The sequence below is a fragment of the Nocardioides sp. GY 10113 genome, from assembly GCF_004919105.1.
GTDB lineage: Bacteria > Actinomycetota > Actinomycetes > Propionibacteriales > Nocardioidaceae > Nocardioides.
Genome location: NZ_STGK01000010.1, coordinates 1 through 26,257, shown reverse-complemented (window position 1 = coordinate 26,257; position 26,257 = coordinate 1). Strand labels below are relative to the sequence as shown.

The 26,257-nt window shown below is 72.9% G+C and carries 23 protein-coding genes and 1 tRNA gene; 19 read left to right on the top strand and 5 right to left on the bottom strand.

Annotation, left to right across the window (positions count from 1 at the left end; all coding sequences use genetic code 11):
- Positions 1–12: 12 nt before the first annotated feature.
- The 10 genes from E8D34_RS12930 to E8D34_RS12885 all read left to right on the top strand — a co-directional run bounded on the left by E8D34_RS12930 (position 13) and on the right by E8D34_RS12885 (position 11,305).
- The gene (locus E8D34_RS12930; RefSeq protein ID WP_136595063.1) at positions 13–2,493 is read left to right on the top strand and encodes a circularly permuted type 2 ATP-grasp protein; all 2,481 of its coding nucleotides are present in this window, start codon (positions 13–15) and stop codon (positions 2,491–2,493) included.
- Between the two features lie 25 nt (positions 2,494–2,518).
- Complete coding sequence (locus E8D34_RS12925) at positions 2,519–3,406, top strand: transglutaminase family protein (RefSeq protein ID WP_136595062.1); 888 nt, start codon at positions 2,519–2,521, stop codon at positions 3,404–3,406.
- A 56-nt stretch (positions 3,407–3,462) separates the two neighbouring features.
- A complete protein-coding gene (locus E8D34_RS12920) occupies positions 3,463–4,479 on the top strand; it encodes a putative zinc-binding metallopeptidase (RefSeq protein WP_136595061.1) in 1,017 nt (338 codons plus the stop codon).
- Positions 4,480–4,526: 47 nt separating this feature from the next.
- Positions 4,527–5,111 (top strand): hypothetical protein, encoded by a 585-nt coding sequence (locus tag E8D34_RS12915; RefSeq protein ID WP_136595060.1) that lies wholly within the window; start codon positions 4,527–4,529, stop codon positions 5,109–5,111.
- A gap of 12 nt (positions 5,112–5,123) precedes the next feature.
- On the top strand, positions 5,124–6,014 hold the full coding sequence (locus E8D34_RS12910) for a hypothetical protein (protein ID WP_136595059.1): 891 nt from the start codon (positions 5,124–5,126) through the stop codon (positions 6,012–6,014).
- Entirely contained in the window at positions 6,011–6,304 is a 294-nt protein-coding gene (locus E8D34_RS12905; RefSeq protein ID WP_136595058.1) for a hypothetical protein, read from the top strand. Before E8D34_RS12910 ends, E8D34_RS12905 begins: the two co-directional genes overlap by 4 nt.
- A 61-nt stretch (positions 6,305–6,365) precedes the next feature.
- A complete protein-coding gene (locus E8D34_RS12900; RefSeq protein ID WP_136595057.1) occupies positions 6,366–7,304 on the top strand; it encodes a cation diffusion facilitator family transporter in 939 nt (312 codons plus the stop codon).
- A 520-nt stretch (positions 7,305–7,824) separates the two neighbouring features.
- Positions 7,825–8,970, top strand: a complete 1,146-nt coding sequence (gene pdhA / locus E8D34_RS12895) for a pyruvate dehydrogenase (acetyl-transferring) E1 component subunit alpha (protein WP_136595056.1) — start codon at positions 7,825–7,827, stop codon at positions 8,968–8,970.
- Positions 8,967–9,950 (top strand): alpha-ketoacid dehydrogenase subunit beta, encoded by a 984-nt coding sequence (locus tag E8D34_RS12890; protein ID WP_136595055.1) that lies wholly within the window; start codon positions 8,967–8,969, stop codon positions 9,948–9,950. The genes pdhA and E8D34_RS12890 overlap by 4 nt, the downstream gene beginning before the upstream one ends.
- Positions 9,951–9,964: 14 nt before the next feature.
- Positions 9,965–11,305, top strand: a complete 1,341-nt coding sequence (locus E8D34_RS12885) for a dihydrolipoamide acetyltransferase family protein (protein ID WP_136595054.1) — start codon at positions 9,965–9,967, stop codon at positions 11,303–11,305.
- On the opposite strand, the gene E8D34_RS12880 is transcribed toward E8D34_RS12885, so the two are convergent.
- Entirely contained in the window at positions 11,221–12,843 is a 1,623-nt protein-coding gene (locus E8D34_RS12880) for a M1 family metallopeptidase (RefSeq protein WP_136595053.1), read from the bottom strand. The two genes, E8D34_RS12885 and E8D34_RS12880, sit on opposite strands and share 85 nt — an antisense overlap.
- Positions 12,844–13,063: 220 nt before the next feature.
- On the opposite strand from E8D34_RS12880, the gene E8D34_RS12875 reads away from it, so the two are divergent.
- Complete coding sequence (locus E8D34_RS12875) at positions 13,064–16,633, top strand: (Fe-S)-binding protein (protein WP_136595052.1); 3,570 nt, start codon at positions 13,064–13,066, stop codon at positions 16,631–16,633.
- A 287-nt stretch (positions 16,634–16,920) separates the two neighbouring features.
- Here the strand turns inward: E8D34_RS12875 and E8D34_RS12870 are convergent, their stop codons facing one another.
- A complete protein-coding gene (locus E8D34_RS12870; protein WP_136595215.1) occupies positions 16,921–17,676 on the bottom strand; it encodes an HAD-IIA family hydrolase in 756 nt (251 codons plus the stop codon).
- A 134-nt stretch (positions 17,677–17,810) separates the two neighbouring features.
- Here E8D34_RS12870 and E8D34_RS12865 point away from each other — a divergent pair, with 134 nt between their 5' ends.
- The 3 genes from E8D34_RS12865 to E8D34_RS21565 all read left to right on the top strand — a co-directional run bounded on the left by E8D34_RS12865 (position 17,811) and on the right by E8D34_RS21565 (position 19,461).
- The gene (locus E8D34_RS12865) at positions 17,811–18,332 is read left to right on the top strand and encodes a toxin-antitoxin system HicB family antitoxin (protein ID WP_240771333.1); all 522 of its coding nucleotides are present in this window, start codon (positions 17,811–17,813) and stop codon (positions 18,330–18,332) included.
- Positions 18,333–18,348: 16 nt separating this feature from the next.
- Complete coding sequence (locus E8D34_RS12860; protein WP_136595050.1) at positions 18,349–19,212, top strand: DUF4097 family beta strand repeat-containing protein; 864 nt, start codon at positions 18,349–18,351, stop codon at positions 19,210–19,212.
- 114 nt (positions 19,213–19,326) lie between these two features.
- Positions 19,327–19,461, top strand: coding sequence for a hypothetical protein (locus E8D34_RS21565; protein WP_276606598.1), 135 nt, complete (start codon positions 19,327–19,329; stop codon positions 19,459–19,461).
- Between the two features lie 15 nt (positions 19,462–19,476).
- Here the strand turns inward: E8D34_RS21565 and E8D34_RS12855 are convergent, their stop codons facing one another.
- Entirely contained in the window at positions 19,477–20,268 is a 792-nt protein-coding gene (locus E8D34_RS12855) for an IclR family transcriptional regulator (RefSeq protein ID WP_136595049.1), read from the bottom strand.
- A 94-nt stretch (positions 20,269–20,362) separates the two neighbouring features.
- Between E8D34_RS12855 and E8D34_RS12850 the strand changes: the two genes are divergently transcribed.
- The 3 genes from E8D34_RS12850 to E8D34_RS12840 all read left to right on the top strand — a co-directional run bounded on the left by E8D34_RS12850 (position 20,363) and on the right by E8D34_RS12840 (position 22,939).
- Positions 20,363–21,334: an acetaldehyde dehydrogenase (acetylating) gene (locus E8D34_RS12850; protein WP_136595048.1), complete on the top strand. Its 972-nt coding sequence runs from the start codon at positions 20,363–20,365 to the stop codon at positions 21,332–21,334.
- Positions 21,331–22,374 carry a 4-hydroxy-2-oxovalerate aldolase gene (gene dmpG, locus E8D34_RS12845; protein WP_136595047.1) on the top strand — a complete coding sequence of 348 codons (1,044 nt, stop codon included), beginning with the start codon at positions 21,331–21,333 and terminating at the stop codon, positions 22,372–22,374. Before E8D34_RS12850 ends, dmpG begins: the two co-directional genes overlap by 4 nt.
- 100 nt (positions 22,375–22,474) lie before the next feature.
- On the top strand, positions 22,475–22,939 hold the full coding sequence (locus tag E8D34_RS12840; RefSeq protein ID WP_136595046.1) for a GNAT family N-acetyltransferase: 465 nt from the start codon (positions 22,475–22,477) through the stop codon (positions 22,937–22,939).
- Between the two features lie 19 nt (positions 22,940–22,958).
- Here E8D34_RS12840 and E8D34_RS12835 read toward each other — a convergent pair whose 3' ends face one another.
- Positions 22,959–23,930, bottom strand: a complete 972-nt coding sequence (locus E8D34_RS12835) for a siderophore-interacting protein (RefSeq protein ID WP_240771331.1) — start codon at positions 23,928–23,930, stop codon at positions 22,959–22,961.
- Positions 23,931–24,010: 80 nt separating this feature from the next.
- Positions 24,011–24,586 carry a dCTP deaminase gene (gene dcd / locus E8D34_RS12830; protein WP_136595045.1) on the bottom strand — a complete coding sequence of 192 codons (576 nt, stop codon included), beginning with the start codon at positions 24,584–24,586 and terminating at the stop codon, positions 24,011–24,013.
- A 91-nt stretch (positions 24,587–24,677) separates the two neighbouring features.
- Between dcd and E8D34_RS12825 the strand changes: the two genes are divergently transcribed.
- The gene (locus E8D34_RS12825) at positions 24,678–25,487 is read left to right on the top strand and encodes an SGNH/GDSL hydrolase family protein (protein ID WP_240771330.1); all 810 of its coding nucleotides are present in this window, start codon (positions 24,678–24,680) and stop codon (positions 25,485–25,487) included.
- A 41-nt stretch (positions 25,488–25,528) separates the two neighbouring features.
- A tRNA-Gly gene (locus E8D34_RS12820) sits at positions 25,529–25,601 on the top strand.
- Positions 25,602–26,257 lie beyond the last annotated feature (656 nt).

Genomic DNA, 26,257 nt, shown 5'->3' with positions numbered 1-26,257 from the left:
CGTGAGCCGCCCGTGACCGTCCTGCGCGACTACGTCGCCAGCCTGAGCCAGCCCGACCTGACCGGCGCTCCGCCGAGGTACGACGAGATGGTCGCGCCGGACGGCTCGCTGCGCGAGGCCTGGAAGCGCCTGGCCGAGGTCGCGCTCCAGATCGGGCCGACGGAGCTGCGCCGGGTGGAGGAGGAGATCGGACGGTTCCTCGCCGACGACGGGGTCACCTACTCCCGGCCCGGGCACCGGCCCAGCGCCTGGCGCCTGGACCCGGTGCCGCTGATCATCGACGCCGCCTCCTGGCAGGGCCTCGAGGTCGGCCTGGCCCAGCGTGCCGAGCTGCTCAACGCGATCCTGGTCGACCTGTACGGCGAGCAGACGCTGCTGCGCGACGGCGTCGTCCCGCCGGCGCTGGTCTACGGCCACGCGGGCTTCACCCGGGTGATGGCCGGCGACCGGATCGCCGACCCCCGCCCGCTGGTGCTCTCCGCCACCGACCTCGGGCGTGACGCCGACGGGACCTGGCGCGTGCTCGCCGACCGCACGCAGGCGCCCTCGGGCCTCGGCTACGCCACCGAGAACCGCAAGGTGCTCTCCCGTGTGGTCCCCGAGCTGTACCGCGAGGCCGAGGTGCACCGGATGGCGCCGTACCTGTGGGCGCTGCGCTCGGCGCTGCTGCAGTCCGCGCAGGGCGACCTGCCCGACCCGCGGGTCGTGGTGCTCAGCCCGGGATCGCACTCCGAGACGTTCTACGACCAGGCGGCGATCGCCACCAGCCTCGGACTGCCGCTGGTCCAGGGCAGCGACCTGGTGGTGCGCGACGGCTGGGTGCTGATGCGCACCCCGGTGCGCCTGGAGCGCGTCGACGTCATCCTGCGCCGCGTCGACGCGGCGTGGAGCGACCCGCTGGAGCTGCGCGGGGACTCCCAGCTGGGCGTCGCCGGCCTCGCCGAGGCGGTACGCCGCGGCCGGGTGCGGGTGGTCAACGGCCTCGGCGCGGGCGTCATGGAGAACCCCGGCCTGCAGGCGTCGATGGGCGCGATGTGCCAGCACCTGCTCGGCGAGCCGCTGCGGCTGGAGACCGTGCCGACCTGGTGGTGCGGCGACCCGGACTCCCTGGACCACGTGCTGGACCGGCTCGACGAGCTGGAGATCCGCACCACCGACGGCACCGGGGTCCTGGTCACCGACCTGGCGCCGGACCTGCTGCGCCGGCGGATCCTGGCCGCGCCGCACCGCTACGCGGGCCAGGAGCGGCTGCCGCTGTCGCAGGCGCCCGCCTGGAGCCGCGGTGACGCGCGCCCGCTCGACGTCACCCTGCGCACCTTCACGCTGCGCTACGGCTCCACCTACCGACCGCTGCTCGGCGGCATGGCCAGCGTCCGCGACGGCGACCGCCCGGTCGCCAGCAAGGACGTCTGGGTGCTCAAGGCCAGTGACCGCGAGCCCGACCAGCGGCTCTCGGACGTGCGACCGATGACCAGCGTCCGCTCCCTGCCGGCGACCGTGCCGCGGGCGCTGGAGGACATGTTCTGGTTCGGCCGGTACGCCGAGCGCGCCGAGGACATGCTGCGGCTGGTGCTCGCCGCGCACGTGCTCGCGGAGGACTACCGGACCCGCCCGCGGACCACCGGTGGCATCAGCCTCGAGGTGATGCTCGGCGTGGTCGCCTCGCTCGCGGGCCGCTACCACGAGGACCTGGACGCCGAGTTCCGCTCGCTGCTGCTCGACGCCGACCGCGAGGGGTCGGTGGCGCACGCGCTGGCCGCGCTGCGCGACGACCTCGCCGGCGTCCGCGACCAGCTCTCCCCGGACGTGTGGCGCGTCTTCGGCGTCGCCGCGCGGGCGGAGGCGGCGCTGCGCGGATCGCCGCACAGCCACGCCATCGCCGAGACCGCCGGCCGGATGCTGGTCGGGGTGCTCTCGCTGCAGGGCGTCACCGCGAGCATGGTGCGCGACACCGGGTGGCACATGATCGGCGTCGGTCAGGCGCTGGAGCGGGTGCTCCAGCTCTGCCGGCTGCTGCGGGTCGTCGTGGAGCGGCGCGGGCTCGAGGTGGACCGGGAGGTGCTCAACGCCGTCATCGCCAGTGCCGAGAGCACGGTGACCCACCGCCGCCGCTACCGCGACTACGTGCGCCCCGTCGGGGTGCTGGACCTGCTGCTGATGGACGCCGAGAACCCGCGCTCGGTGGCGTTCAACCTGGCCCGGGCGGCCGAGCACCTGGCCGCGCAGCCGCTGTCGACCGGATCCACCCGCCCCGAGCGGCTGCTGGCCGACCTGATCGCCGAGGTCGAGGGGACCGACCTGGCCACCCTGGTCGCGATCGGCGGGGTGGACCGCCCCAACCTGACCCGGTTCCTCGACTCGGTCGAGGCGCAGGTGCGCCGCGCCGGGCAGTCGATCGCCGAGCACCACTTCGCCACCGGCCCGCGTCCGCGCAGCTTCGGCGCCCTGCCGGTGCGCGACCCGGACGGCGCCGCCCTGGAGGGAGCCTCGTGAGGGCCGTGCCGTCGAGGAGCGTGCCATGAGATACCGGGTCGAGCACCGCACCACCTACACCTACGACGACCACGTCACCGACAGCCTCGGGGTCGCGCACCTGGTGCCCCGCTCGCTGCCCTGGCAGCAGCTGGGCACCGGCGACGGTGAGTACCGGGTCGCGGTGACGCCGACGCCCGACGACCACTCGAGCGAGGTCGACTTCTACGGCAACCGGGTCACCTACTTCCAGGTGGTCACCCCGCACCGGGAGCTGCAGGTGGTCGGCCGCGGCGAGGTCGACGTGGTCACCCCCGTCGTCGACGAGGAGCGGCTGGCCACCCGGTGGGAGCGGTTCCGGCCGCTGCTGGACCCGGGGGCTCCGGGGGCTTGGCGGGCCACCGACTTCGCCCTGGCCAGCCCGGCCGTCCCGATCCACCCGGGTGCCCGGGACTACGCCGCGGAGTCGCTGACCCGCGGCCGGCCGGTCGGCGAGGCGGTCACCGAGCTGATGAACCGCATCCACGCGGACTTCGACTACGACCCGTCGGCCACCACGGTCACCTCGACGGTGCCCGAGATCATCGCCCGGCGGGCCGGGGTCTGCCAGGACTTCGCGCACTTCACCCTGGCCGGGCTGCGCGCCCACGGCCTGGCCGCCCGCTACGTCAGCGGCTACCTGGCCACCGAGCCGCCGCCCGGCAAGGAGCGGGTGGTCGGCGCCGACGCCTCCCACGCGTGGCTCGCGCTCTGGCTGGGCGACGACGAGTGGCTGGCCTTCGACCCCACGAACGACCAGTGGCAGAACGAGCGGTACGTGACGGTCGCCTGGGGTCGCGACTACGGCGACGTGCCGCCGGTCAAGGGTGTGATCTTCACCGAGGCCACCACCTCGGAGCTGTCGGTGTCGGTCGACGTGGCGCCGATCGGCTGACTCCCCGCGGCCCGCGATCCGCCCCGGTCCTTCACCCGCCCCTGCATGATGGCGGCGTGAAGGTATTCCGCTGCGGGGTCTGCGGCAACCAGCTCTACTTCGAGAACTCCGTCTGCATCTCCTGCGGCAGCCGCCTCGGCTTCTCCCGGGAGCAGCGCGAGATCGTCGTCGTCGACGAGACCGGCCGGTACGTCGACCACGACGGCCTGGTCTGGCACGTGTGCCGCAACCTCAACCTCAGCGGCTGCACCTGGCTGGCCCGGATCGAGGGCGGCCAGTGCTCCGCCTGCGACATGACCCGGACCCGGCCCGCCGACAGCGACGCCGAGGGTCTGCGCCAGCTGCCCACCGCCGAGGCCGCCAAGCGGCGACTGGTGGTCGAGCTGGACGCCCGCGGGATCGACGTCTCCGGCCTGGTCTTCGACCTGCTCTCCAGCAGCAGGCAGGCCGGCGAGGACGTGGTGATCGGCCACGCCGACGGTGTGATCACCATCGACCTGGCCGAGTCCGACGACGCACGGCGCGAGCGGATCCGGGTGGAGCTCGGCGAGGCCTACCGGACGATGCTCGGCCACCTGCGCCACGAGACCGGCCACTACGTGCAGATGCTGCTGCTCCAGGGCGGGGACCAGGCGGCGGTCGACCGCTGCCGGCAGCTGTTCGGCGACGACACTCTCGACTACCAGGCCGAGATCGACCGGCACTACGCCCAGGGCGCGCCGGACGGCTGGGAGGCGTCGTACATCACGACCTACGCGACGATGCACCCGTTCGAGGACTTCGCGGAGACCTTCGCGCACTACCTGCACATCGCCGACACCTGCGAGACCGCCGCGGCGTACGGGCTGCTGTCGGTGGAGCCGGCGGCGTTCGCCGGCTTCGGGGACCTGGTGCGGGGGGTCTGGGTGCCGTTCTCGATCGGCCTCAACCAGATCAACCGGTCGATGGGCAAGGACGACCTCTACCCGTTCCTGATCCCGGACCCGGTGCTGGAGAAGCTGGAGTTCGTCGCCGGGCTGGCCGCCGGGGGCGCTCTGGGCAACGCGCCGGTGGCCGCGCCCACCGTGACATGATCTGACGCCTGCCGCGCCCGCTTCGACTCCGCTCCCAGGAGGCGCCGATGTCCGACCCCCGCCAGCCCTCGGCCCCGCGCGGGTCGACCCCGTCGGGCCGGGTGGTCGGGCTGGTCCTCGCCGGGCTCGCGCTGGGGCTGGTCGTCCTCGGCGCGGCCGCGCTCCTCCTCTTCCCCGGCGGCGGTCCCGGCGCCGTCGTCGACGACTACGTCCGGGCGCAGGTCGACAACGACTTCCGGACCGAGTGCGAGCTGCGCAGCGCCAGGTACCGCCAGGAGCTCCTCGCGGGGGCGGTCGACTGCGCCGACTACGCCGACCGCGCGGAGGAGTTCCTCGCCGACGCCGAGGCCGACTTCGAGGAGACCTACGGCGAGTCCTACGCCGACGCCTTCGGTGACGTCACCATCAGGGTCGAGATCGACGAGGTGACCGAGCGGGGCGGGGACGAGGCGATCGTCGGCTACACGGGGCACGCGAACTACCGGGGCGACAACGTCCGGTTCGTCGAGGACTTCTTCGGCGGTGACCGGGTCGACTCCGGCGAGGGCTGGTACCTCCTGGTCAAGGAGGACGGCGACTGGCGGGTCGACGCCGACTGCTCCCACCCGCACTGCGCGGCCACCGGGGATTAGGCGGGCCGGGCGATGCGCACCGCTCTGATCTCCCTCCTCCTGGTGGTGGCGACGCTGCTCGCGCCGCTGGGCATCGTCGGCACCTGGCTGCACGCCCGGGTCGACGACACCGACGCCTACGTGGCGACCGTGGCGCCGCTCGCCGACGAGCCGGCGCTGCGCGAGGAGCTGGGCCGCGTGGTCGGCGACGCGGCGCTGGAGGACCTCGACGAACGGTTGCCCTTCGCGCTCCCCGCGATGGCCGAGGAGTGGGTGCGGGCCTCGGCGGACGCCGTCGTGGCCAACACCGGATTCCCGGACTTCTGGCGCGAGGCGAACCGCACGGTGCACGAGGAGTTCCTCCGGCTCGTCCGTGACGGCGTCGACGACGACGAGGACGACTGGGTGGCGGTCGACGTCGGCCCGCTGCTCGTCTCCACCCTCGAGCGCCTGGACCGCTACGGGCTCGCGGTGTCGGCCGACGACGTCGCCCTGCGGGTGCCGATGGTGCGCGAGTCCACGTTGCTCGAGCAGCGCGACGCCTACCTCGCCCTGCGCCGCACTTCGTACGCCGCCTGGGCGGTCTGGGTGCTGTTGGTGGTGCTCGCGGTCGCGCTGGGTCGTGGCTGGCGCGGACGGCTGCGGGCGCTGGGCGTGGGCGCGCTCGGGTTGGCGCTCGCCGCGGTGCTGGTCATCCTGGCGACGTGGCCGGCGGCCGAGGTGGCCGGCCGGATCGCGGAGGAGGACCGCTCCGAGCTGGCGCGGCTGACCACCGAGGTCGTGGTGCGGTCGCTGGCGCCGTACGCCTCCTGGTTCCTGCTCGCCGCGCCGGTCGGGCTGGCGCTGGTGGCGCTCTCCTTCCTGCCCCGTCGGGGCTCCGGCCCGGGACCGGCCGGGCGAACCTCGTCTAGGCTCGCCACGTGAGCCAGAACCCTGGCGACGACCCGATCCGGCCGCCCTACGAGCCCCCGAGCGGCCCGGGCATCCCCGACGGACCGGGAGGGTTCCCGGCGCCGCCCACCGGTGGCGGGGGCGGGCGCAGGGGCATGGTGCTCGCCGCGCTCGTCGGCGCGGCCGTCCTGGTGCTGATCGGCGCCGTGATCATGATCGTGATCCTGCTGGTCGGTGCCGACGAGCCCACCGACGAGCCCACGGACGGCACCGACACCCAGTCGAGGGTCGTCGATCCCGCCGCCGGGGACCGCGCGATCTGAGGCGCGCGTCGGCAGGCCCTTTCTGCCGGCTCGCGGTTCCGGCCCGCCCTAGGGTGGACGCGTGGGACACGGGCACGGGCACGGACATGCCGCCGGGCGGGCGGCGGACCGCCGCCGGCTGCGCTGGGTGCTCGGGGTCACCGCCGTCGTCCTGCTCGTCGAGGTCGTCGGCGCCTGGATCACCGGGTCGCTGGCGCTGCTGGCCGACGCCGGACACATGGCGACCGACGCGGGGGCCGTCGTGCTCGCGCTCGGGGCGTCGTACGTCGCCGCCCTGCCGGGCGGGCGCGGCTCGACCTTCGGCTACCACCGTGCGGAGGTGGTCGCGGCCGGCGTGAACGGCCTGGCGCTGCTGGCGGTCTGCGGCTACATCGCGGTGACCGCGGTCGAGCGGCTGGGTGACCCGCCGGAGGTCGACGGCCTGCCGCTGATCGGCTTCGCCCTGGTCGGCCTGGCCGCCAACGTGGCCTCCCTGCTCATCCTGCGCCGCTCCGACGCCGGCTCCCTCAACATCCGCGGCGCCTTCAACGAGGTGCTGGCCGACGCCCTCGGCTCCGTGGTCGCGGTGCTCGTCGGCGTCGTGGTGTGGCTGTGGGGCTGGTACCTGATCGACCCGCTCGCGTCCTTGGTGATCGCGGGGATGATCCTGCCGCGCGCGCTGGTGCTGATCCGCGACGTGGGGCGGGTGCTGCTGGAGATCGCCCCGTCGGACCTGGACGTCGAGCAGGTGCGCCACCACCTGCTGCACGCACCCGGCGTGGTCGAGGTGCACGACCTCCACGCCTGGACGATCACCAGCGGGCTCGCCTCGCTGTCGGCGCACGTGACCGTCACCGACGCCGCCCTGGCCGAGCGCGGCGTGGGCGCGATCCTGGACGACCTGGGCGAGTGCGTCGCCGCGCACTTCGACGTCCAGCACACGACGTTCCAGGTCGAGCCGGAGAGCCACCGGGACCACGAGGACCTCGGCGCGCTGCACGAGGTGCGCGAGGCGCGCTGAGTCGTACCCGGGCGCTGTGACGTCGGCGGGGGGAGGTCGTCGACCGGGACGGCCTGTCACACGTCGTCCGTAGCTCTGGTCGGCCGTCGACGACGGTAGGAGCCCGCCGCACCGGGCTGGAAGCAACGCCGACGGCTGCCCAGCGCGGTGGACGGCGCGTGACAGCAGGGGCAGGCGCCCGGAGGTCCCGCCCTGTGTCGTGTGCCTGATGCATCGGGATAGCGGGTTCCTGGGCACACGACGCAGTCCGGGACGGGGCTCGGCTCGAGTCGTGTGCCCCACACCCCGGAATGGAGGGTTCTCAGGCACACGACCCCGACCACCGTGTGGCGTCGCCGGTCGGCAGTCCGATGCCGGAGCTCGACATGCTCCGCCGCCGAGGCTGGACAGGTAGGTTGGGCCCGAAGGTGTGTTCCAGGTCACAGGCAACACCCCAGCCTGCGGCCGGCCCGCACACCGACCGGTACCCGGGAGCAGGGCGGCGACCCCGCCGAGCCCGGCGAGAGGAAGAGGTGCGTTGATGAGCGACCCCGTGTTCGGACCGGCGCCGAGCGAGGCGGACCCCGACCTGGTCCAGCTGCTCACCCCGGAGGGCGAGCGCGTCCACCATCCCGAGTACGACGTGGACCTCACCCCCGAGCAGCTGCGGACCTTCTACCGCGACATGTTCCTGGTGCGCCGCCTCGACGTGGAGGCCACCGCGTTGCAGCGCCACGGCGAGCTGGGCCTGTGGGCGCAGCTGCTCGGGCAGGAGGCGGCCCAGGTCGGCGCGGGCCATGCGCTGGCCCCGCAGGACTTCGTCTTCCCGACCTACCGCGAGCACGGCGTCGCGTGGGTCCGGGGCGTCGACCCGGTCGAGCTGTTGGGGCTCTTCCGGGGCGTCGACAACGGCGGCTGGGACCCGCTGGAGAAGAACTTCAACCTCTACACGATCGTGATCGGCGCCCAGGTGCTGCACGCCTGCGGGTACGCGATGGGCATGCAGCGCGACGGCGTCGTGGGCAGCGGCGACCCCGAGCGCGACGGCGCGGTGCTGGCGCACTTCGGCGACGGCGCCTCCTCCCAGGGCGACGTCAACGAGGCGTTCATCTTCGCCGCCTGGGCCAACGCCCCGGTGGTCTTCTTCTGCCAGAACAACCAGTGGGCGATCTCCGAGCCGATCGAGAAGGTCTCCCGGATCCCGCTCTACCAGCGCGCCGACGGCTTCGGCTTCCCCGGCGTCCGGGTCGACGGCAACGACGTGCTGGCCTGCTACGCGGTGACCCAGGCGGCGCTGCGTCGGGCCCGCGAGGGGCAGGGCCCGATGCTGATCGAGGCCTACACCTACCGGATGGGCGCGCACACCACCACCGACGACCCGACCCGCTACCGGCTCAGCGACGACGTCGAGCACTGGAAGCTGAAGGACCCCCTGGCCCGGGTCGAGGTGCACCTGCGCCGCAACGGCCTCGCCGACGACGCGTTCTTCACCGACCTCGCTGCCGAGGCCGACGCGCTCGGCGAGCGGATGCGCACCGAGTGCCATGCGCTGCCGGATCCCGACCCGCTCGGCGTCTTCGACCACGTCTTCGTCGAGCAGACCCCCGAGCTGGCGGCGCAGCGGGCTGCGGTGGCCGCCCACCGGGCCTCCTTCGGGGTGGCCGCGCAGGAGGGAGGTGCGGCATGACCACCACGACGATGACCCTGGCCAAGGCGCTCAACGCCGCCCTGCGCCGGTCGATGGAGGCCGATCAGAAGGTCGTGGTGATGGGGGAGGACGTCGGTCGGCTCGGCGGCGTCTTCCGGATCACCGACGGTCTGCAGAAGGACTTCGGGGAGGCGCGGGTGATGGACACCCCGCTCGCCGAGTCCGGCATCGTCGGCACCGCGGTCGGACTGGCGATGCGCGGCTACCGGCCGGTCGTCGAGATCCAGTTCGACGGCTTCGTCTACCCGGCCTACGACCAGATCGTCTGCCAGGTCGCGAAGTTCTGCGCCCGCACCCGCGGCCGGATCCCGATGCCGATGGTCATCCGGATCCCGTTCGGCGGTGGCATCGGCGCCGTGGAGCACCACAGCGAGTCGCCCGAGGCGCAGTTCGCCCACACCCCCGGCCTGAAGGTCGTGGCCTGCTCGAACCCGGTCGACGGGTACTGGATGCTGCAGCAGGCCATCGCCAGCGACGACCCGGTCATCTTCCTGGAGCCCAAGCGGCAGTACCACTCCACCAAGGCCGAGGTCGACGACGAGGCCACCCCCGGCCCGCTCTGGGCCTCGCGCGTGGTCCGCCCCGGTGATGCGGCCACCCTCGTCGCCTACGGCCCCACCGTCGGCACCTGCCTGGACGCCGCCTCGGTCGCCGCCGACGAGGGCCGCCAGCTGGAGGTGATCGACCTGCGCACGCTCTCGCCCCTGGACATGGGGCCGGTCTTCGAGTCGGTACGCCGGACCGGGCACGCCGTCGTCGTCCACGAGGCCCACGTCAACCTCGGCCTGGGCGCCGAGGTCGCGGCCCGGGTCACCGAGGAGTGCTTCTACTCCCTGGAGGCGCCGGTGCTGCGGGTCGGCGGCTGGGACACCCCCTACCCGCCGGCGCGGGTGGAGGAGGAGTACCTGCCCGACCTGGACAAGGTGCTCGACGCCGTCGACCGGTCGCTGGCGTTCTGAGGGGAGGGGGAGCGATGCCCGAGTACAAGCTGCCCGACGTCGGCGAGGGGCTCACCGAGGCCGAGATCGTCACCTGGCGGGTCGCGGTCGGCGACACGATCGCGGTCAACGACGTGATCGTCGAGATCGAGACCGCCAAGTCGATCGTGGAGCTGCCCTCGCCGTACGCCGGCGAGGTGACCGCGCTGCTGGTCGCCGAGGGCGACACCGTCACCGTCGGCACGCCGATCATCGCGATCGGCGCGGCTGAGGCGGCGGCCGCCGCGCCGGCGCCGGCGCCCGAGCCCGCGGCCGCGTCTGCCGGTCCGCCGCGGGCCGCCGCCCCGATCGACACCAACGTGCCGCCCGCCGGCAACCCGACCCTGGTCGGCTACGGGCCCAAGCAGCGCGAGCTGCGGAGGCGGGCCCGGGTCGCGGTGCCGGTGGCGGACGCGCCCGTGGCGGAGGCGCCGGTCGCCACCGCCGCCTCGACCCGGGTGCTGGCCAAGCCGCCGGTCCGCAAGCTCGCCCGCGACCTCGGCGTCGACCTGGCCGGGATCGCCGGGTCCGGACCGGAGGGCCGGGTGACCCGCGACGACGTGCAGGCCGCGGCGTCCGGCGTCGTACCGCCCGCCGCAGCGTCGGCCGCGTCGGCCGCGGTGCCGGCGTCCGTGGGGGAGCGGGAGACCAGGGAGCCGATCAAGGGCGTGCGCAAGCAGATGGCCACCGCCATGGTCGGCTCGGCGTTCACCGCACCGCACGTCACCGAGTGGGTCACCGTGGACGCCACCGCCACCGTCGAGCTGGTGGAGCGGCTCAAGGCCAGACGAGACTTCGCCGAGGTCAGGGTCTCCCCGCTGCTGGTGGCCGCGCGGGCCACGCTGCTGGCGCTGCGCCGCCACCCGCTGCTCAACTCGACCTGGGACGAGGCGGCGCAGGAGGTGGTCCTCAAGCACTACGTGAACCTCGGCATCGCCGCGGACACCCCGCGCGGGCTGGTGGTGCCCAACGTCAAGGACGCCGACGCCCTCGACCTGCTCGGCCTGGCCCGCGCGCTCGAGGCGCTGACCGGGACCGCCCGCGAGGGCCGCACCCAGCCGGCCGAGCTGGCCGGCGGCACGTTCACGATCACGAACGTCGGCGTCTTCGGCGTCGACGCCGGCACCCCGATCATCAACCCCGGGGAGTCGGCCATCCTCTGCCTGGGCGCGATCAGGCCCCAGCCGTGGGTGGTCGGCGACCAGGTGGTGCCACGGAAGGTGATGACGCTGGCGGTCTCGTTCGACCACCGTCACATCGACGGCGCGACCGGCTCCCGATTCCTCGCGGACGTGGCCGGGATCATCGAGGACCCGGCGACGGCGTTGCTGTACTGAGCGCCGTCCCGCCCGTTCCCGTCGTCGCTGCCGGTGTCGTCGCGGTCGGGGGTGGTCGGTGACAGCAGCCAGTCCCCGAAGAACGCGGTGAGCTCCTCGCCGGTCTCGCGCTCGATCCACCGCAGGTACTCGCGGCGGTCGGCGGTGTCGTTCTCCTGGTCGGCCGGCCAGTCGCGCAGCAGTGCGAAGAACGCCTCGTCGCCGATCCGTTCGCGCAGCTCCTGCCACATCAGCGCCGGGCCGTAGTAGATGTTCCCGGCGCCGAACTGCTCGGGGTCGTAGGCGCCGGGCGGGCCCGCCTCGGCCCGCTCGGCGGCCTCACCGCGCGCCCAGCTGTCGATCTTCTCCTCGATGCTGATGCCCGCCTGCTCCGCCTGCCACAGGCCCTGCAGGTACATCGCGGTTCCCTCGTTCATCCACACGTCGCTCCAGTCCGCCGGCGTGACGGTGTCGCCGTACCACTGGTGGGCCAGCTCGTGGACGACCACGGCGGCCGAGGTCGTGTAGGGGGTGTTGCCCAGGGTGACCATCGTCTGGGTCTCCATGCCGCTGTCGCGGCCGACCACGACGATGCCGAAGGTGTCGAACGGGTAGGGGCCCAGCAGCTCCTCGAGCCACGCCATGGCCTGTGGCGCGTACCCGGTCTGCCCCGGCGTCGGATCGCCCTCGGCCGGTGCCCAGATCTGGATCGGGACTCCCGAGGGCGAGGCCAGGTCGGTCACCTGGAAGTCGTCGAAGGCCACCGTCACCAGGTACGACGCGGCCGGCTCGGCCAGGTGCCAGGTGGTGGTCCGGAGCCCGTCCTCCTCGGTGGTGCCGGTGTTCTCGCCGTTGGCCACCCCGGTCCAGGGCGCGTCGGTGGTCAGCGTGAAGTCGTAGAGCGCCTTGTCGGAGGGGTGGTCGTTGACGGCGTACCAGGTGAAGGCGCCGTAGGGCTCCTGCAGCGTCGAGGTGCTGTGGTCCGCGGCGGTCAGCCAGCCCAGGCCGTCGGCGAAGTCGTCGCGGACCGACGGCGCCGGCACGGGCTCCGGCGAGCCGCCGTACTCGATCACGAGCTCGTACGTGCGGTCCCGGCGGACCCGGTGGTCGATGGTCAGGTCCTGGTCGGCGAGGGCGAAGTCGGCGGGCTCGCCGTCGACCGCCACGGAGCCGACGGTCAGGGCGTCGCTGAGGTCGAGCCGGATCCCGGGGGCGTTCGCGGTGGCGCGGAAGGTGAGGATCTCCCGGGCGTCGAGCCGGTCGCGGTCGGGCGACCAGGTCAGGTCGAGGTCGTAGTGGAGCGCATCGACGAGCGGGTCGCCGGCGTCGGGGTAGACCGAGTCCGTGCGGGTCTCGCTGACCGCGACGTCCAGGTCCTCGGGGGCGGTGGGGGCGGTGCCCGTGCCGTCGCCGGGAGTGGCGGTGCTCGCCCCGCCGCTCGGCGGGACCTCGCCCAGCGGTCGGGCCGCGTCGTCGCCGAGGTTGCACCCGGCGAGGGCGAGGGCGAGCGCGGTGCCGGCCACAGCCCGGCCGCGGCGCGGGGTGCGAGGGTTGCTCACGCCGGGCTCCCTTCCGTGGTCTCGCTCACATCATGCTGGGTCGCCGGTGGCGGAGGGGTGAGCATCGACTGACCGTTTAAGTTACCAACGGGTAGGATCGCCGGGCCGACGTCCGCGGAGGCTCCGTTAGGTAAGCCTTCGCAGATCGCCGGTGCCCGCGAGCCTTAGGCTCGCCATGCGCGCTTTCTGTGCGCTCTGCTGAGGACGAGGAGTCGTTGGAATGATGCAGACCGTAGCGATCGTGGTCTCGCTCGCCGTGTCGGCGGTGGCGGTGGTGATGACCGCGCGGGCCGTCAAGGCGATGCTCGCGGTGATCCGCCAGGGCCAGCCCGCACCGGGTCGCACCAGCAACCCGGGCGCGCGCACCCTGACCATGGTCAAGGAGACGTTCCTGCACACGCGGATGCTCCAGTGGACCTGGGTCGGCATCCTCCACTGGTTCGCCTTCGCCGCGTTCATCATGCTCTCCACCGCGGTCGCGGCGGCGTTCCCGCAGCTCATCGACCCCGAGTGGACCTGGCCGATCGTCGGCCAGTGGGCGCCGTACGAATGGGCCGCGGAGCTCCTCGGCCTGCTCGGCGCGCTGGCGATCATCCCGCTGATCATCTACCGGCTCACGCACCGGCCCGACCAGCTCGGTCGCCGCAGCCGGTTCTTCGGATCGACCATGTGGCAGGCGTACTTCGTCGAGGCGATGGTGCTGCTGGAGAGCTCGGCGATCCTCTTCATCCGCGGCGCGGAGTACAACCTGCTCCAGGCCCATGGCGGCGAGCACGCCGAGCACGCCACCGGGCTGCACTTCCCGGTCTCGCAGCTCTTCGCGAACCTCTACCCGACCGGTGAGGACTCCATCGGGACGCTGGAGAACATCATCTTCTTCATCGCCATGGTGAAGATCGTCTCCGCGATGGCCTGGCTGATCGTGATCTCCTCCAACCTGACCATGGGTGTCGCCTGGCACCGGTTCACCGCCTGGTTCAACATCTGGTTCAAGCGCGAGGACAGCGGCGCCACCGCCCTGGGTGCGGTGAAGCCGCTCACCTCGGCCGGCAAGCCGATCACGCTGGACGACATCGACGACCTCGACGAGGACTCGGTCCTCGGCGTCGGCTCCATCTGGGACTTCTCCTGGAAGGACATCCTCGACTTCACGACCTGCACCGAGTGCGGTCGCTGCCAGTCGCAGTGCCCCGCCTGGAACACCGAGAAGCCGCTCTCACCCAAGCTGATGATGATGGGGCTGCGCGAGCACGCGTACGCCGTCGCGTCGGGCGTCGAGGGCGCCGCGGACAAGGCGCTGGTCGGCGTTCCCGACGGCGCGCCCGGCGAGGGTGTCGGCGCCGACGACTGGTTCTACAACCCCGAGGGCGGCGACTTCGTCCTCTCCGCCGACGCGCTGTGGGACTGCACCAACTGCGGTGCCTGCGTGCAGCAGTGCCCGGTCGACATCGAGCACGTCGACCACTTCGTCGACATGCGTCGCTACCAGGTGCTCGTCGAGTCGAACTTCCCCGCCGAGCTCAACGGCCTCTTCAAGGGCCTGGAGAACAAGGGCAACCCCTGGAACATGTCGCCGAACGCGCGCATGGACTGGGCCAAGGACCTGCCCTTCGAGGTCAAGGTCGTCGGCGACGACATCGAGTCCCTCGACGAGGTCGAGTGGCTGTTCTGGGTCGGCTGCGCCGGCGCCTACGAGGACCGCGCGAAGAAGACCACGCGCGCCGTCGCCGAGCTGCTGGACATGGCCGGGGTGACCTTCGGCGTCCTGGGCAACGGCGAGACCTGCACCGGTGACTCCGCTCGCCGCGCGGGCAACGAGTTCGTCTTCCAGGGCCTGGCCCAGCAGAACGTGGAGACGTTCAAGGAGTACAAGGTCAAGAAGGTCGTCTCGACCTGTGCCCACTGCTTCAACACGCTCAAGAACGAGTACAAGGACTTCGGCATCGAGCTCGAGGTCACCCACCACACCCAGCTGCTCAACCGCCTGGTGCGCGAGGGCAAGCTGACCCCGGTCGCCAACGGCGAGGGCGCGCACAAGCGCTCCATCACCTACCACGACCCCTGCTTCCTGGGTCGCCACAACCAGGTCTACACCCCGCCGCGCGACCTCCTGCAGATCCTCCCGGGCGCCGAGTACAAGGAGATGGAGCGCAGCAACGAGCGCTCCTTCTGCTGCGGTGCCGGCGGTGCCCGGATGTGGATGGAGGAGAAGGTCGGCGAGCGGATCAACCTCAACCGCACCAACGAGGCCGTCGGGACCGGCGCCGACCAGATCGCGGTCGGCTGCCCCTTCTGCCGGGTGATGCTCTCCGACGGTCTGACCAAGATGCAGGCCGACGGCGAGGCCCGGGCGGAGGTCGAGGTCCTCGACGTCGCGCAGATGCTGCTCGCCTCGGTCAAGGGCGAGGTCGCGACCAAGCTGAAGCCCGGGGAGGGTGCCGCGGCGGCTCCGGTGGCGAAGGCCGCCCCGGTCGAGGCTGCGCCCGCTGCCCCGGCCGCGGCCACGGCGGTCGTGACCGAGGAGGCGGCCCCGGCCGCCCCGTCCTCCGGCTCGATGTTCGACGACCCGGGCTCCATGTTCGACGAGCCGGCCGCACCCGCGGCCCCGACGGCCCCCGCAGCCCCGGCGGCGCCGGAGGCGAAGTCCGGTGGGTCGCTCTTCGACGAGGGTGCCGGCGGCTCGCTGTTCGACACCCCGGCCCCGGCCGAGCCGGCGAAGGCCGAGCCCGCGCCGGAGGCGACGTCCGGCGGCTCGCTCTTCGACGACGGCGGCTCGCTGTTCGACACCCCGGCTCCCGCGGCGCCCGCCGCCAAGTCGGAGCCGGCGGCGGCCGAGCCCGCTGGCGAGGTGCCCAGCGGCGGTTCGCTGTTCGACATCGCCGCCCCCGAGGCGCCCGCTGCGCCCGCCGAGGCGCCTGCGGAGAAGCCGGCCGAGGCGAAGGCGGCGCCGGCGGCCGAGGCGAAGACCGAGATCCCGAGCGGCGGGTCGCTGTTCGACATCGCCGCTCCCGAGCCCGCTGCTCCGGCAGCCTCGGCAGCCCCGGCTGCCCCGGCTGCCCCGGCTGCTCCGGCTGCTCCGGCTGCTCCGGCTGCTCCGGCTGCCGCTGCGGCGGTCGTGGCCGGATCGGGTGCGGCCAGCCAGCCGCGCACCGACGTGGACATCCACGCGGCCGAGTCGCTGTTCGACATCGAGGCACCGGAGGGCTCGGTGGTCGCGGCTGCCGCGCCGGCGACCACAGCTGCCGAGCCGGTCGCCGAGCCGGGCGCCGAGCCGGTCGCTGAGCCGGAGGCCGAGGCCGCTGCCCCGGCCGAGCCGGTCGCCGAGGCCGCTGCCCCGGTCGAGCCGGTCGCCGAGACCGCAGCGCCCGAGTCCGCCCCGGCAGCGCCGGCCGCTCGGGTCGCCGCGACGGCGGTGGCTGCGGCGTCCGGCGTGGCCAGCCAGCCGCGCACCGACGTGGACATCCACGCGGCCGAGTCGCTGTTCGACATCGAGGCGCCCGAGGGTGCGGTGGTCGCGGCTGCCGCGCCTGCTGCCCCTGTGGCCGAGTCGGTCCCGCCGGCGGCCGAGCCCGCAGTCGAGCCCGCAGTCGAGCCCGCAGCCGAGACTGCTGCGGAGGAGCCGGCGGCGGAGGAGACTGCCGCGGAGGCGCCGGTCGCGGAGCGGCCCGCCGCCGAGCCGGCTGCGCCGGTCGCGGCTCCGGCCGCGCCGGTGCCGGTCGGCTCGGGCGAGGCTCACCAGCCGCGCACCGACGCGGACATCCACGGCGCGGAGTCGCTCTTCGACCTCTGAGGTCGGCGCAACCCGTCACGACGGCCCCGGGCTCCGGTCCGGGGCCGTCGGCATACCTGCCCCCTCCCGGGGGTGCCTCGTGTGTCTGAGGCCCGTCTATGGCGGTGTGTGGGGCACACGACCCGTGTCGGCGCCCGGCCCCGGTCGCCTCGTGTGCCTGAGGCCCGCCTATGACGGTGCGTGGGGCACACGACTCGCCACGGCGCCCGGTCCCGGCCCAGCCGTGGCCGGCGGCGCACCTCCCGGCAGGCCTCAGGCACACCCCCCCTCGAGCACCGGGGCGAGGCTCAGATCTCCCCGGACTCGACCAGCGGGATCAGCTCGCGCACCGACTCCTCGACACGGGTCGCGCGGTAGGGGAAGGCGTCGACGGCGTCGGCCTTCGTCGACCCGGTCAGCACCAGCACCGTGCGGAGGCCGGCCTCGAGGCCCGCGATGACGTCGGTGTCCATCCGGTCGCCGACCATCACCGTGGTCTCGGAGTGCGCCTCGATCTTGTTCAGTGCGCTGCGCATCATCAGCGAGTTGGGCTTTCCGACGTAGTACGGCTCGCGGCCGGTCGCCCGGGTGATCAGCGCCGCCACCGCACCGGTGGCGGGCAGTTTGCCGTCCTGGGAGGGGCCGCTCGGATCGGGGTTGGTGGCGATGAACCGGGCGCCGTCGTCGATCAGCCGGATCGCCCGGGTGATCGCCTCGAAGGAGTAGGTGCGGGTCTCCCCGAGCACGACGTAGTCGGGGTCGCGGTCGGTCATCACGTAGCCGATCTCGTGCAGCGCGGTGGTCAGGCCCGCCTCGCCGACCACGTACGCGCTCCCGCCCGGACGCTGGTCGAGCAGGAACCGCGCCGTTGCCAGCGCCGAGGTCCAGATCGCCCCCTCCGGCACGTCGATGCCGCTGCCGAGCAGCCGGGCGCGCAGGTCGCGCGGGGTGAAGATCGAGTTGTTGGTGAGCACCAAGAAGGGGCGTCCGCTGCTCTTGAGCGCCTCGATGAACTCGGCTGCGCCCGGGATCGGGTGCTCCTCGTGCACGAGCACGCCATCCATGTCGGTCAGCCAGGTCTCCACGGGTCGGGTCACGGCACCATCCTGCCTTGTACGCGGGACCTCGCGACCCGATGAGGCAGAGTGACGTCACATTGGAGTTGAAGTGACATCAGCGTGATGTCATTATGGTGCACATGGACATCACGCCGTACGTCGAGAGCCTCCGCCGCGACCTGCTCGCCGCGGCCGAGGGCGCAGGTCCGGAGGTGCGCCAGGTCGCGGAGCGGCTCGGGTTCGCACTCGACCCCGCCGCGCGGCTGGCGCTGATGGAGGCGATCAGCCAGGCCGCGTCGGAGATCACCGCGGCGATGGCGGACGGCGGGGTCGACGTCCGGCTGGATGGCCGCGACCTCGACTTCGTCGTGCACGACCCGGAGCCGGCGGCCGTCGTGGAGCCGGCGCCGCGGACCCCGCCCGCCGGTGAGACGGGGGACGAGGGGGACCTGGCGCGGGTGAGCCTGCGCATTCCCGAGACGCTCAAGGCGCGCGCCGAGGGGGCCGCCGCGGCGGCCGGCCAGTCCCTCAACACCTGGCTGGTCGGGGTCGTCCGCCGGGCCACCGACGACCCAGTGCTGCCCGATGCCCGTGCCCCGTTCGCGGGCGGGTTCCCCTTCGGTGCCGACCGCGGCCAGCGCCGGATGACCGGCTGGATCTGAGCGTCAGGAGCGAGAGATGAGCGATTATCAGCAGCACGACCCCGACCCCCGACGGGCGGAGCACGCCGTCGACACCCCGCGGCCGATCGAGCTCGTGGCCGCGATCCGTGGGGGTCGGCTGACGGTCACCGCCGCCGACGTCACCACCACCACCGTGCGCGTCTCCGGTGCGCAGGCGGAGGAGGTGGTGGTCGAGCGGATGCGCGGCCGCGACGGCATCAGCGTGGTGGCGCCCAAGCCGCGGGGCGGTCTCTTCGGCAGCGGGGTGGCCCTCGACATCGACGTGCGGGTACCGACCGGAAGCAGCCTCGTCGTGCGCTCCGGGAGCGCCGACGTGGCGACCGCCGGCGAGCTGGCGGTCGCGAAGGTCAAGTGCGGCTCCGGCGACGTCGACATCGAGTGCCTGACCGGTGCTGCCGTGGTCACCTCCGGGTCGGGTCGGGTCCGGATCGGCTACGTCGGGGGAGCGTTGAAGGCGAGCAGCGGCTCGGGGAGCGTCGAGGTCGGCGGCGCCGGGTCCGCGGCCGCGATCTCCACCGGCTCCGGCGATGTCCGGGTCGGCCGCACCGCCGCGATCCTCTCGGTCAAGACCGGCTCGGGGGACATCGAGGTCGGCGAGGCCGAGGACGACGTGGCGATGAGGACCGGCTCCGGCAGCATGGTGGTCCGTACGGCGCGACGGGGCCGGATCAGCGGCAGGTCCGGATCGGGTGACGTGCGGCTGGGGATCCCCGACGGGACCCCGGTCTGGACGGACATCACCACGGGCGGCCGGGCCACGTCGGGACTGCGTCCGGTGGGCGCTCCGGAGCCGGGCGCCGACCATGTCGAGATCCGGGTGGTGACCGGCTCCGGGGACGTGGTCCTCGCGCCGGCGTGAGTGTCCGTCCGCGTATCAGCGGGGGCCTCCGCGGGGTCTGAGGTGTGTCGGCGGTGGGTGGAAGAGTGATCTCACCGGACGGCACCCGAGGAACCCCGGAGGGAGGGGAGGACCATGGAGGGGAACGCGAACGACCAACGGTCGCGCCAGCAGCTGGCCGAGCGGATGGCCCGCGCCACGCAGCGCAGGATCGACGCCCGCACCCGGGCCGCGCAGCGCCGCCGTCAGCAGGCGGCCGGCCTGCTGTGAGGCTCGGCCGCGGGGTCAGAGGCCTCCTCGGCGCCGCGCCAACGTGCTCGCCAGTGCGGCGGCCGCCGCGCGGACCGCGGTCTCGTGCTGCTCGGGCCGGAAGCGGCCGACCGGCCCCGTGACGCTGATCGCGGCCACCGCCCGATGCCCGTCGGGCTCGAGCACCGGCGAGGCCACGCACAGCAGCCCGGGGGTCGACTCCTCGCGCTCGTAGGCCAGGCCCGTCTCCAGCGTCCGCTCCAGCTGCTGCTCGAGCAGCCCGGGCGCCACGACGGTGTACGGCGTCCGCCGGGTCAGCTCGCCGTCGAGGACGGCACGGCGTACCTCCGGCTCGGCGTGGGCCAGCAGTGCCTTGCCGATCGCGGTGCAGTGCATCGGCATCCGGCCGCCGGTCCGGGACGGGCTCCGGGCCTGGCGGTGCCCGCCGATCTTGGCGACGTAGACGACCTCGGTGCCTTCGCGGACGCCGAGGTGAACGGTCTCGTGGGTGCGCTCGTAGAGGTCCTGCAGGAACGGCATGGCGACCTCCAGCAGCGTGCGCTCGGTCGCGGCGCGCATGCCCAGCTCGAAGAGGCCGCCGGCCAGGCGGTACCCGTGCTCGGTCTTCTCCAGCAGTCGGTGGTGGACCAGGTCGCCGGCGACCCGGTGAGCGGTGCCCTTCGGCAGCCCGGTGCGACGGACCAGCTCGGCCAGCGGCAGCACCCGGTCGTCGGTGCCGAAGGCGCGCAGGATGGCGACGGCCTTGCCGAGCACGGTGTCCAGGTCCGCGGTCTCCGACGTCGGATCGGTGACGGGATCGGTCGACACGGGATCAGCGTACCGCTCAGTGGAACATGGGTCCTCGCTCCGAGGGGCGGGCGCGCGAGAGTGGTGCCATGACCCGCTTCACCGAGGAGTGCGCATGAGCGACAACGCCGGCAAGACCAAGGTCGCGATCATCGGCTCGGGCAACATCGGCACCGACCTGATGATCAAGGTCCTCCAGACCGCCCAGCACGTCGAGATGGGTGCCCTGGTCGGCATCGATCCCGACTCCGACGGCCTGGCTCGCGCCCGCGACCTCGGCGTCCCGACCACGCACGAGGGTGTCGAGGGCCTGGTCGCGATGCCCGGGTTCGACGAGATCGAGATCGTCTTCGACGCCACCTCCGCCAAGGCGCACCTGGTCAACGCCGAGCGGCTGCAGCCGCTGGGCAAGCGGCTGATCGACCTCACCCCGGCGGCGATCGGCCCCTACGTGGTGCCGGCGGTCAACCTCGAGGAGCACCTCGACGCCCCGAACCTGAACATGGTCACCTGCGGCGGGCAGGCGACGATCCCGATCGTCGCCGCGATCTCCCGCGTGGTTCCGGTGCCCTACGCCGAGATCGTCGCCTCGATCTCGTCCAAGTCGGCCGGCCCGGGCACGCGGGCCAACATCGACGAGTTCACCGAGACCACCTCAGGTGCGATCGTGGCGGTCGGCGGTGCCCGGCGCGGCAAGGCGGTCATCATCCTCAACCCGGCCGAGCCGCCGCTGATGATGCGCGACACGGTCTTCGCCCTGGTCAACGCGCCCGACCCGGCGCTGCACGACGAGATCCGCGCCAGCGTCGAGAAGATGGTCGCCGACGTCGCGGCGTACGTGCCCGGCTACACGCTGGTCCAGAAGGTGCAGATCACCGAGATCCCGGCCGACCAGCCGGTGGAGACGCTGCTCGAGGACGGGGACGAGCGGCCCACGCACCAGGTGAGCGTCTTCCTCCAGGTCACGGGCGCGGCGCACTACCTCCCCGCGTACGCCGGCAACCTGGACATCATGACCGCCGCCGGCCTGCAGGTAGCCGAGCGGATCGCAGCAGCCCAGCAGAACGAGCAGGAGGCCGACGCGTGAGCACGAGCCAGAAGACCCCGATCTTCGTCCAGGACGTGACCCTGCGGGACGGCATGCACGCCGTCCGGCACCGGATCAGCCCGACCGACGTGCGGCGCATCGTGGTAGCGCTCGACGAGGCCGGCGTGGACGCCATCGAGGTGGCGCACGGCGACGGCCTGGCGGGTGGGTCGGTCAACTACGGTCCCGGCTCGAACTCGGACTGGGAGTGGATCGAGGCCGCTGCGGACGTCATCAAGAACGCCCGGCTGACCACCCTGCTGCTGCCCGGCGTGGGCACCATCCACGACCTCAAGCGCGCCTACGACCTCGGCGTCCGCTCGGTCCGCGTGGCCACCCACTGCACCGAGGCCGACGTCTCCGCGCAGCACATCGCGGCGGCTCGGGAGATGGGGATGGACGTCTCCGGCTTCCTGATGATGTCCCACATGTCCGAGCCCGAGCAGCTCGCCCAGCAGGCGAAGCTGATGGAGTCCTACGGCGCGCACTGCGTGTACGTCACCGACTCCGGCGGCCGCCTCACCATGGACGGCGTCGCCGCCCGGGTGCAGGCCTACCGGGCGGTGCTGGACGACGCCACCGAGATCGGCATCCACGCCCACGAGAACCTCTCGCTCTCGGTGGCCAACTCCGTGGTCGCGGTGCAGAACGGCGTCTACCGGGTCGATGCCTCGCTGGCCGGCCACGGCGCCGGCGCCGGCAACTGCCCGATCGAGGCCTTCATCGCGGTCGCCGACCACTCCGAGATGGAGCACCGCTGCGACGTCTTCGCGCTCCAGGACGCGGCCGACGACATGGTCCGGCCCCTGCAGGACCGTCCGGTCCGCGTCGACCGGGAGACGCTCACCCTCGGGTACGCCGGCGTCTACTCCTCCTTCCTGCGGCACGCCGAGCGGGCCGCGGAGCAGTACGGGGTCGACGTCCGCCAGGTGCTGATGGAGTGCGGCCGGCGGGGGCTCGTCGGCGGCCAGGAGGACATGATCATCGACATCGCGCTCAACCTGGTCGCCGAGCGCGAGGAGCAGGCCGAGCTCGTCTGAGTTCTCGTCGTCACATCCCGATTGGCCCCCGATCCGGCCGAGTTCGGGGCCAATCGGGATGTGACGACGCGCCCTCCGCGGCCGGATACGCTGCCGGGGCATGGGCGCCGACACGGTCAGGACCGCGACCCCCGCCGAGGCCGGACTGCTGGGCCGGCTGCTGTGGGACTTCAACACCGAGTTCGAGGCGGCGACGCCGTCGGTCGATGAGCTCGCCACCCGGTTCGCCCGGCTGCTGGCCCTCGACGAGGTGATCGCTTTGCTCGCCGGCGACGACGAGCCGACCGGGTTCGCACTCCTGACCCTGCGGCCGACGCCGTACTACGACGGGCCGCTGGCCCAGCTCGAGGAGCTCTACGTCCGCCCGGACCTGCGCGACCGCGGGATCGGCACCGCGCTGCTGCGGCGGGCGCTCGACCTGTGCCGCGGCCGGGGTGCCGGCGAGATGCACATCAACGTCGACGCCGTGGACGTCGACACCCGGCGCTTCTACGAGCGGCACGGGTTCCTCAACATCCTCCCCGGCACCGACTACCGGATGCTCTGCTACCTCCAGGAGCTGTGAGGGCCGGCGTCGCTCGGGATCAGGAACGCATCGCGACGCCGTCGCGCCAGTAGCCCATGAACGCCACCTGGCGACGGTCCACGCCGAGGCCGACCAGCGCCCGGCGCAGCCCGGTGACGACCCTCGACTCGCCCGCGATCCAGGCGTAGAGGCCGGGGAAACCGCCCGCGGTGGTCGCGGTGGCCGGGCCGGTCTCCTCCCCGGAGGAGGAGTAGGCCGGGGTCTCCCAGAGGTTCGGGTCGACCTCGACCGCCTCCACGTCCCGGTCGCCGGCGAGCGGTCCCGGGGTGCCGGCGCCGGTCAGGTGGTCCAGTACGGCGGGCTGGAGCTCCGCCCCGCGCCGGCCGCCCTCGCGGGGCAGCCAGGTGACCGAGACGCCCGCAGGAGCGACCATGTCGTCGTACGCGTCCGCGGCGGTGGCGGTCTCGAGGAAGACCGCGCCGCGTGCGTGCGCGGGCAGGTCGCGCAGGATGCCGCGGATCGCCGGCGCGGCCGTCTCGTCACCGACGATGAGCAGGCGGTCGGCCCCGTCGGGGTCCCACTCGATGCCGCCGAACGGGTGGCCGCGCCGCGGGCAGATCGTGATCAGCTCGTCGCCCACCCGGGCGCCGAGGGCCCACGCGTTGCCGGGCCCGTCGGGCCGCTCGCCCGGCGCCGGCTCGTGCACCACGATGTCGACCACCAGGCGGGTGTCGGTCCCGGAGCCGAGCACGTCGCGGATCGTGTAGGTGCGGATCGAGCCGCGCTCGGCCTCCGGCAGCTGCTGCCAGGCGGTCCACCACGACTCGCCCGCCTCGAACGAGGGCAGCTCGCCGGCGGCGTTGGGGAAGATCAGCTTGATCCGCTGGTCGAGGACCGGGCCGTCGACCCCGAAGTCGGCCAGGCCGTCGCCGCCGAGCTCGAAGCGCATGACGGACGGGCTGACCCGCTCGGCGGCGCGCACGACCACCCGGTCGAGGATCATCGGCAGCTCGGCGACGTACGTGCTCACCCGGGCAGCGTAACTTAGGACTCCCTAACCTAACTAGGGTGTCGTCCGCCGGTCGGTCGCCGGCCGGTCGGGTGGGCCCGTCAGATCGACGTACGGTGGAAGTTCTGGAACGAGCGCGACGGCGTCGGACCGCGCTGGCCCTGGTAGCGCGAGCCGTACTTCGAGGAGCCGTACGGGTGCTCCGAGGGCGAGGTCAGCTTGAAGAAGCAGAACTGGCCGATCTTCATGCCGGGGTAGAGCTTGATCGGCAGCGTCGCGACGTTGGCCAGCTCCAGCGTCACGTGGCCCGAGAAGCCGGGGTCCACGAAGCCCGCGGTGGCGTGCGTGAGCAGCCCGAGCCGGCCCAGCGAGGACTTGCCCTCGACGCGGGCCGCGATGTCGTCGGGGAGCGTGACCACCTCGTAGGTCGAGCCGAGCACGAACTCGCCCGGGTGCAGGATGAACGGCTCGTCGCCCTCCGGCTCGACCTCGCGGGTCAGGTCGGACTGGTCCGCGGCGGGGTCGATGTGCGGGTAGCGGTGGTTCTCGAAGACCCGGAAGAACCGGTCCAGCCGCACGTCGATGCTCGACGGCTGCATCATCGCGGGGTCGTACGGTTCCAGCGCGATCCGACCGGCGTCGATCTCGGCGGTGATATCACGGTCGCTCAGCAGCACGTGGGCACCCTATCCGAGGGGGCTCCGCCGCCCCGGCAGTGGACGGTGGACCCGCCGTGGCGTCCGGACCGTCGTCGCGGACAATGGGGTCGTGGTTCTCGATGCGTTGATCCCCGGGCACTTCCAGCGGTACGTCGCCCTCGGCGACTCCTTCACCGAGGGCGTCGGCGACCCCGACCCGTCGCGTCCCAACGGCGTGCGCGGATGGGCCGACCGGGTGGCGGAGGTGCTGGCCGGCGTCGAGCCTGGCTTCGGCTACGCGAACCTGGCGATCCGCGGCCGCAAGGTGCGGGCCATCATCGACGAGCAGCTCGAGCCCGCGCTGGCGCTCAAGCCCGACCTGGTCACGCTCTACGCCGGCGGCAACGACATCCTGCGCCCGAAGGTCGACATCGACGGCCTGATGGTGGCCTACGACGACGCCGTCGGCCGCCTGGTCGGGTCGGGCGCGACGGTGCTGCTGTTCACGGCCTTCGGTGCGCGCTCCTCGGCGTTCTGGAAGCCGATGCGTGGCCGGTTCGCCTACTACAACGAGCTGGTCCGCGAGATCGCCGACAGCCACGGCGCCACCATCGTCGACTACTGGCGGATGGCCGACTACAACGACTGGGGCTACTGGGACGTGGACCGGCTGCACATGTCCTCGGCCGGCCACACCCTGATGGCCACCAGGGTCCTCGACCGGCTCGGCATCGACCACGACATCCCGTGGCCGGCGCCGCTGGAGCGCCCGGTGCTGGCCGGCAAGGAGAGGCGCGCCGCCAACCGGCAGTGGGCCGCGGAGCACCTCGGGCCCTGGGTGCACCGCCGGGTCACCGGCCGATCCTCCGGGGACGGGCTCGGGCCGAAGTACCCGACCCTTGTCTCGCCCCGTGAGTGGAGCGCCGGGGGAGTGCGGTAGCATCCTCCACGCCTCGGCGGTGAGAGCCGACCGGAGGCACTGCGGGCGTAGCTCAGTTGGTAGAGCGCGACCTTCCCAAGGTCGATGTCGCGAGTTCGAGTCTCGTCGCCCGCTCCGAGCGAAGGGCCCCTCCCGGTGGAGGGGCCCTTCGGTCTTCACGGGGTGCTGGTGTGGGGTCGCGCTCGAGCGCGACACTCTGCCGAACGTCGATGTCGCGAGTTCGAGTCTCGTCGCCCGCTCCGCGCGAAGGGCCCCTCCTGGTGGAGGGGCCCTTCGGTCTTCACGGGGGGACTCCCGGGTTGGGCGGGCTGTCCACGGCCGTCGCTAGGGTCGCCACGTGACCACGTTCGAAGGCTTCTCCACCGCCGCGCTCGACTTCTACGACGACCTCGAGGTCGACAACACCACTATCGAGTTCCAATAAGGATCAGCGGATTGACGATCCAAGTCTCGGTCTCGCCGAGGTTGCGGAAGGGCCGACGGCCGACCTGCCAGCGCAAGTAGAGTTCGCCCGTCACTCTGGAGCCCGCATCGCAGCCAGGCCCGAACGGAAAGCCCAATGAGCCCTTCGTCCGAACCAATCCCGCGACGCTCGACGTCGGTTCAGGGTTTGCCTCGCGCCACCATGCGATTTCTAGCAATCGCAGCGCTGCTTGTCTGGGGCGTAGTGGGGACGGGCCAATCCGCGTCCGCCACGTCCACCGTTATCTCTGGGACTTTGCTCACCAGCGATGGGCATCCGGCGGCGGGGCAAACGATCTACGCCAACG

Bases quoted from the DNA above. Each gene is read 5' to 3' on its own strand.
- E8D34_RS12925 (WP_136595062.1), top strand. From the start codon at position 2,519: ATGAGATACCGGGTCGAGCACCGCACCACCTACACCTACGACGACCAC.
- E8D34_RS12915 (WP_136595060.1), top strand. From the start codon at position 4,527: ATGTCCGACCCCCGCCAGCCCTCGGCCCCGCGCGGGTCGACCCCGTCG.
- E8D34_RS12910 (WP_136595059.1), top strand. From the start codon at position 5,124: ATGCGCACCGCTCTGATCTCCCTCCTCCTGGTGGTGGCGACGCTGCTC.
- pdhA (WP_136595056.1), top strand. From the start codon at position 7,825: ATGAGCGACCCCGTGTTCGGACCGGCGCCGAGCGAGGCGGACCCCGAC.
- E8D34_RS12890 (WP_136595055.1), top strand. From the start codon at position 8,967: ATGACCACCACGACGATGACCCTGGCCAAGGCGCTCAACGCCGCCCTG.
- E8D34_RS12885 (WP_136595054.1), top strand. From the start codon at position 9,965: ATGCCCGAGTACAAGCTGCCCGACGTCGGCGAGGGGCTCACCGAGGCC.
- E8D34_RS12875 (WP_136595052.1), top strand. From the start codon at position 13,064: ATGATGCAGACCGTAGCGATCGTGGTCTCGCTCGCCGTGTCGGCGGTG.
- E8D34_RS12870 (WP_136595215.1), bottom strand. From the start codon at position 17,676: ATGGATGGCGTGCTCGTGCACGAGGAGCACCCGATCCCGGGCGCAGCC.
- E8D34_RS12865 (WP_240771333.1), top strand. From the start codon at position 17,811: ATGGACATCACGCCGTACGTCGAGAGCCTCCGCCGCGACCTGCTCGCC.
- E8D34_RS12860 (WP_136595050.1), top strand. From the start codon at position 18,349: ATGAGCGATTATCAGCAGCACGACCCCGACCCCCGACGGGCGGAGCAC.
- E8D34_RS21565 (WP_276606598.1), top strand. From the start codon at position 19,327: ATGGAGGGGAACGCGAACGACCAACGGTCGCGCCAGCAGCTGGCCGAG.
- E8D34_RS12850 (WP_136595048.1), top strand. From the start codon at position 20,363: ATGAGCGACAACGCCGGCAAGACCAAGGTCGCGATCATCGGCTCGGGC.
- E8D34_RS12840 (WP_136595046.1), top strand. From the start codon at position 22,475: ATGGGCGCCGACACGGTCAGGACCGCGACCCCCGCCGAGGCCGGACTG.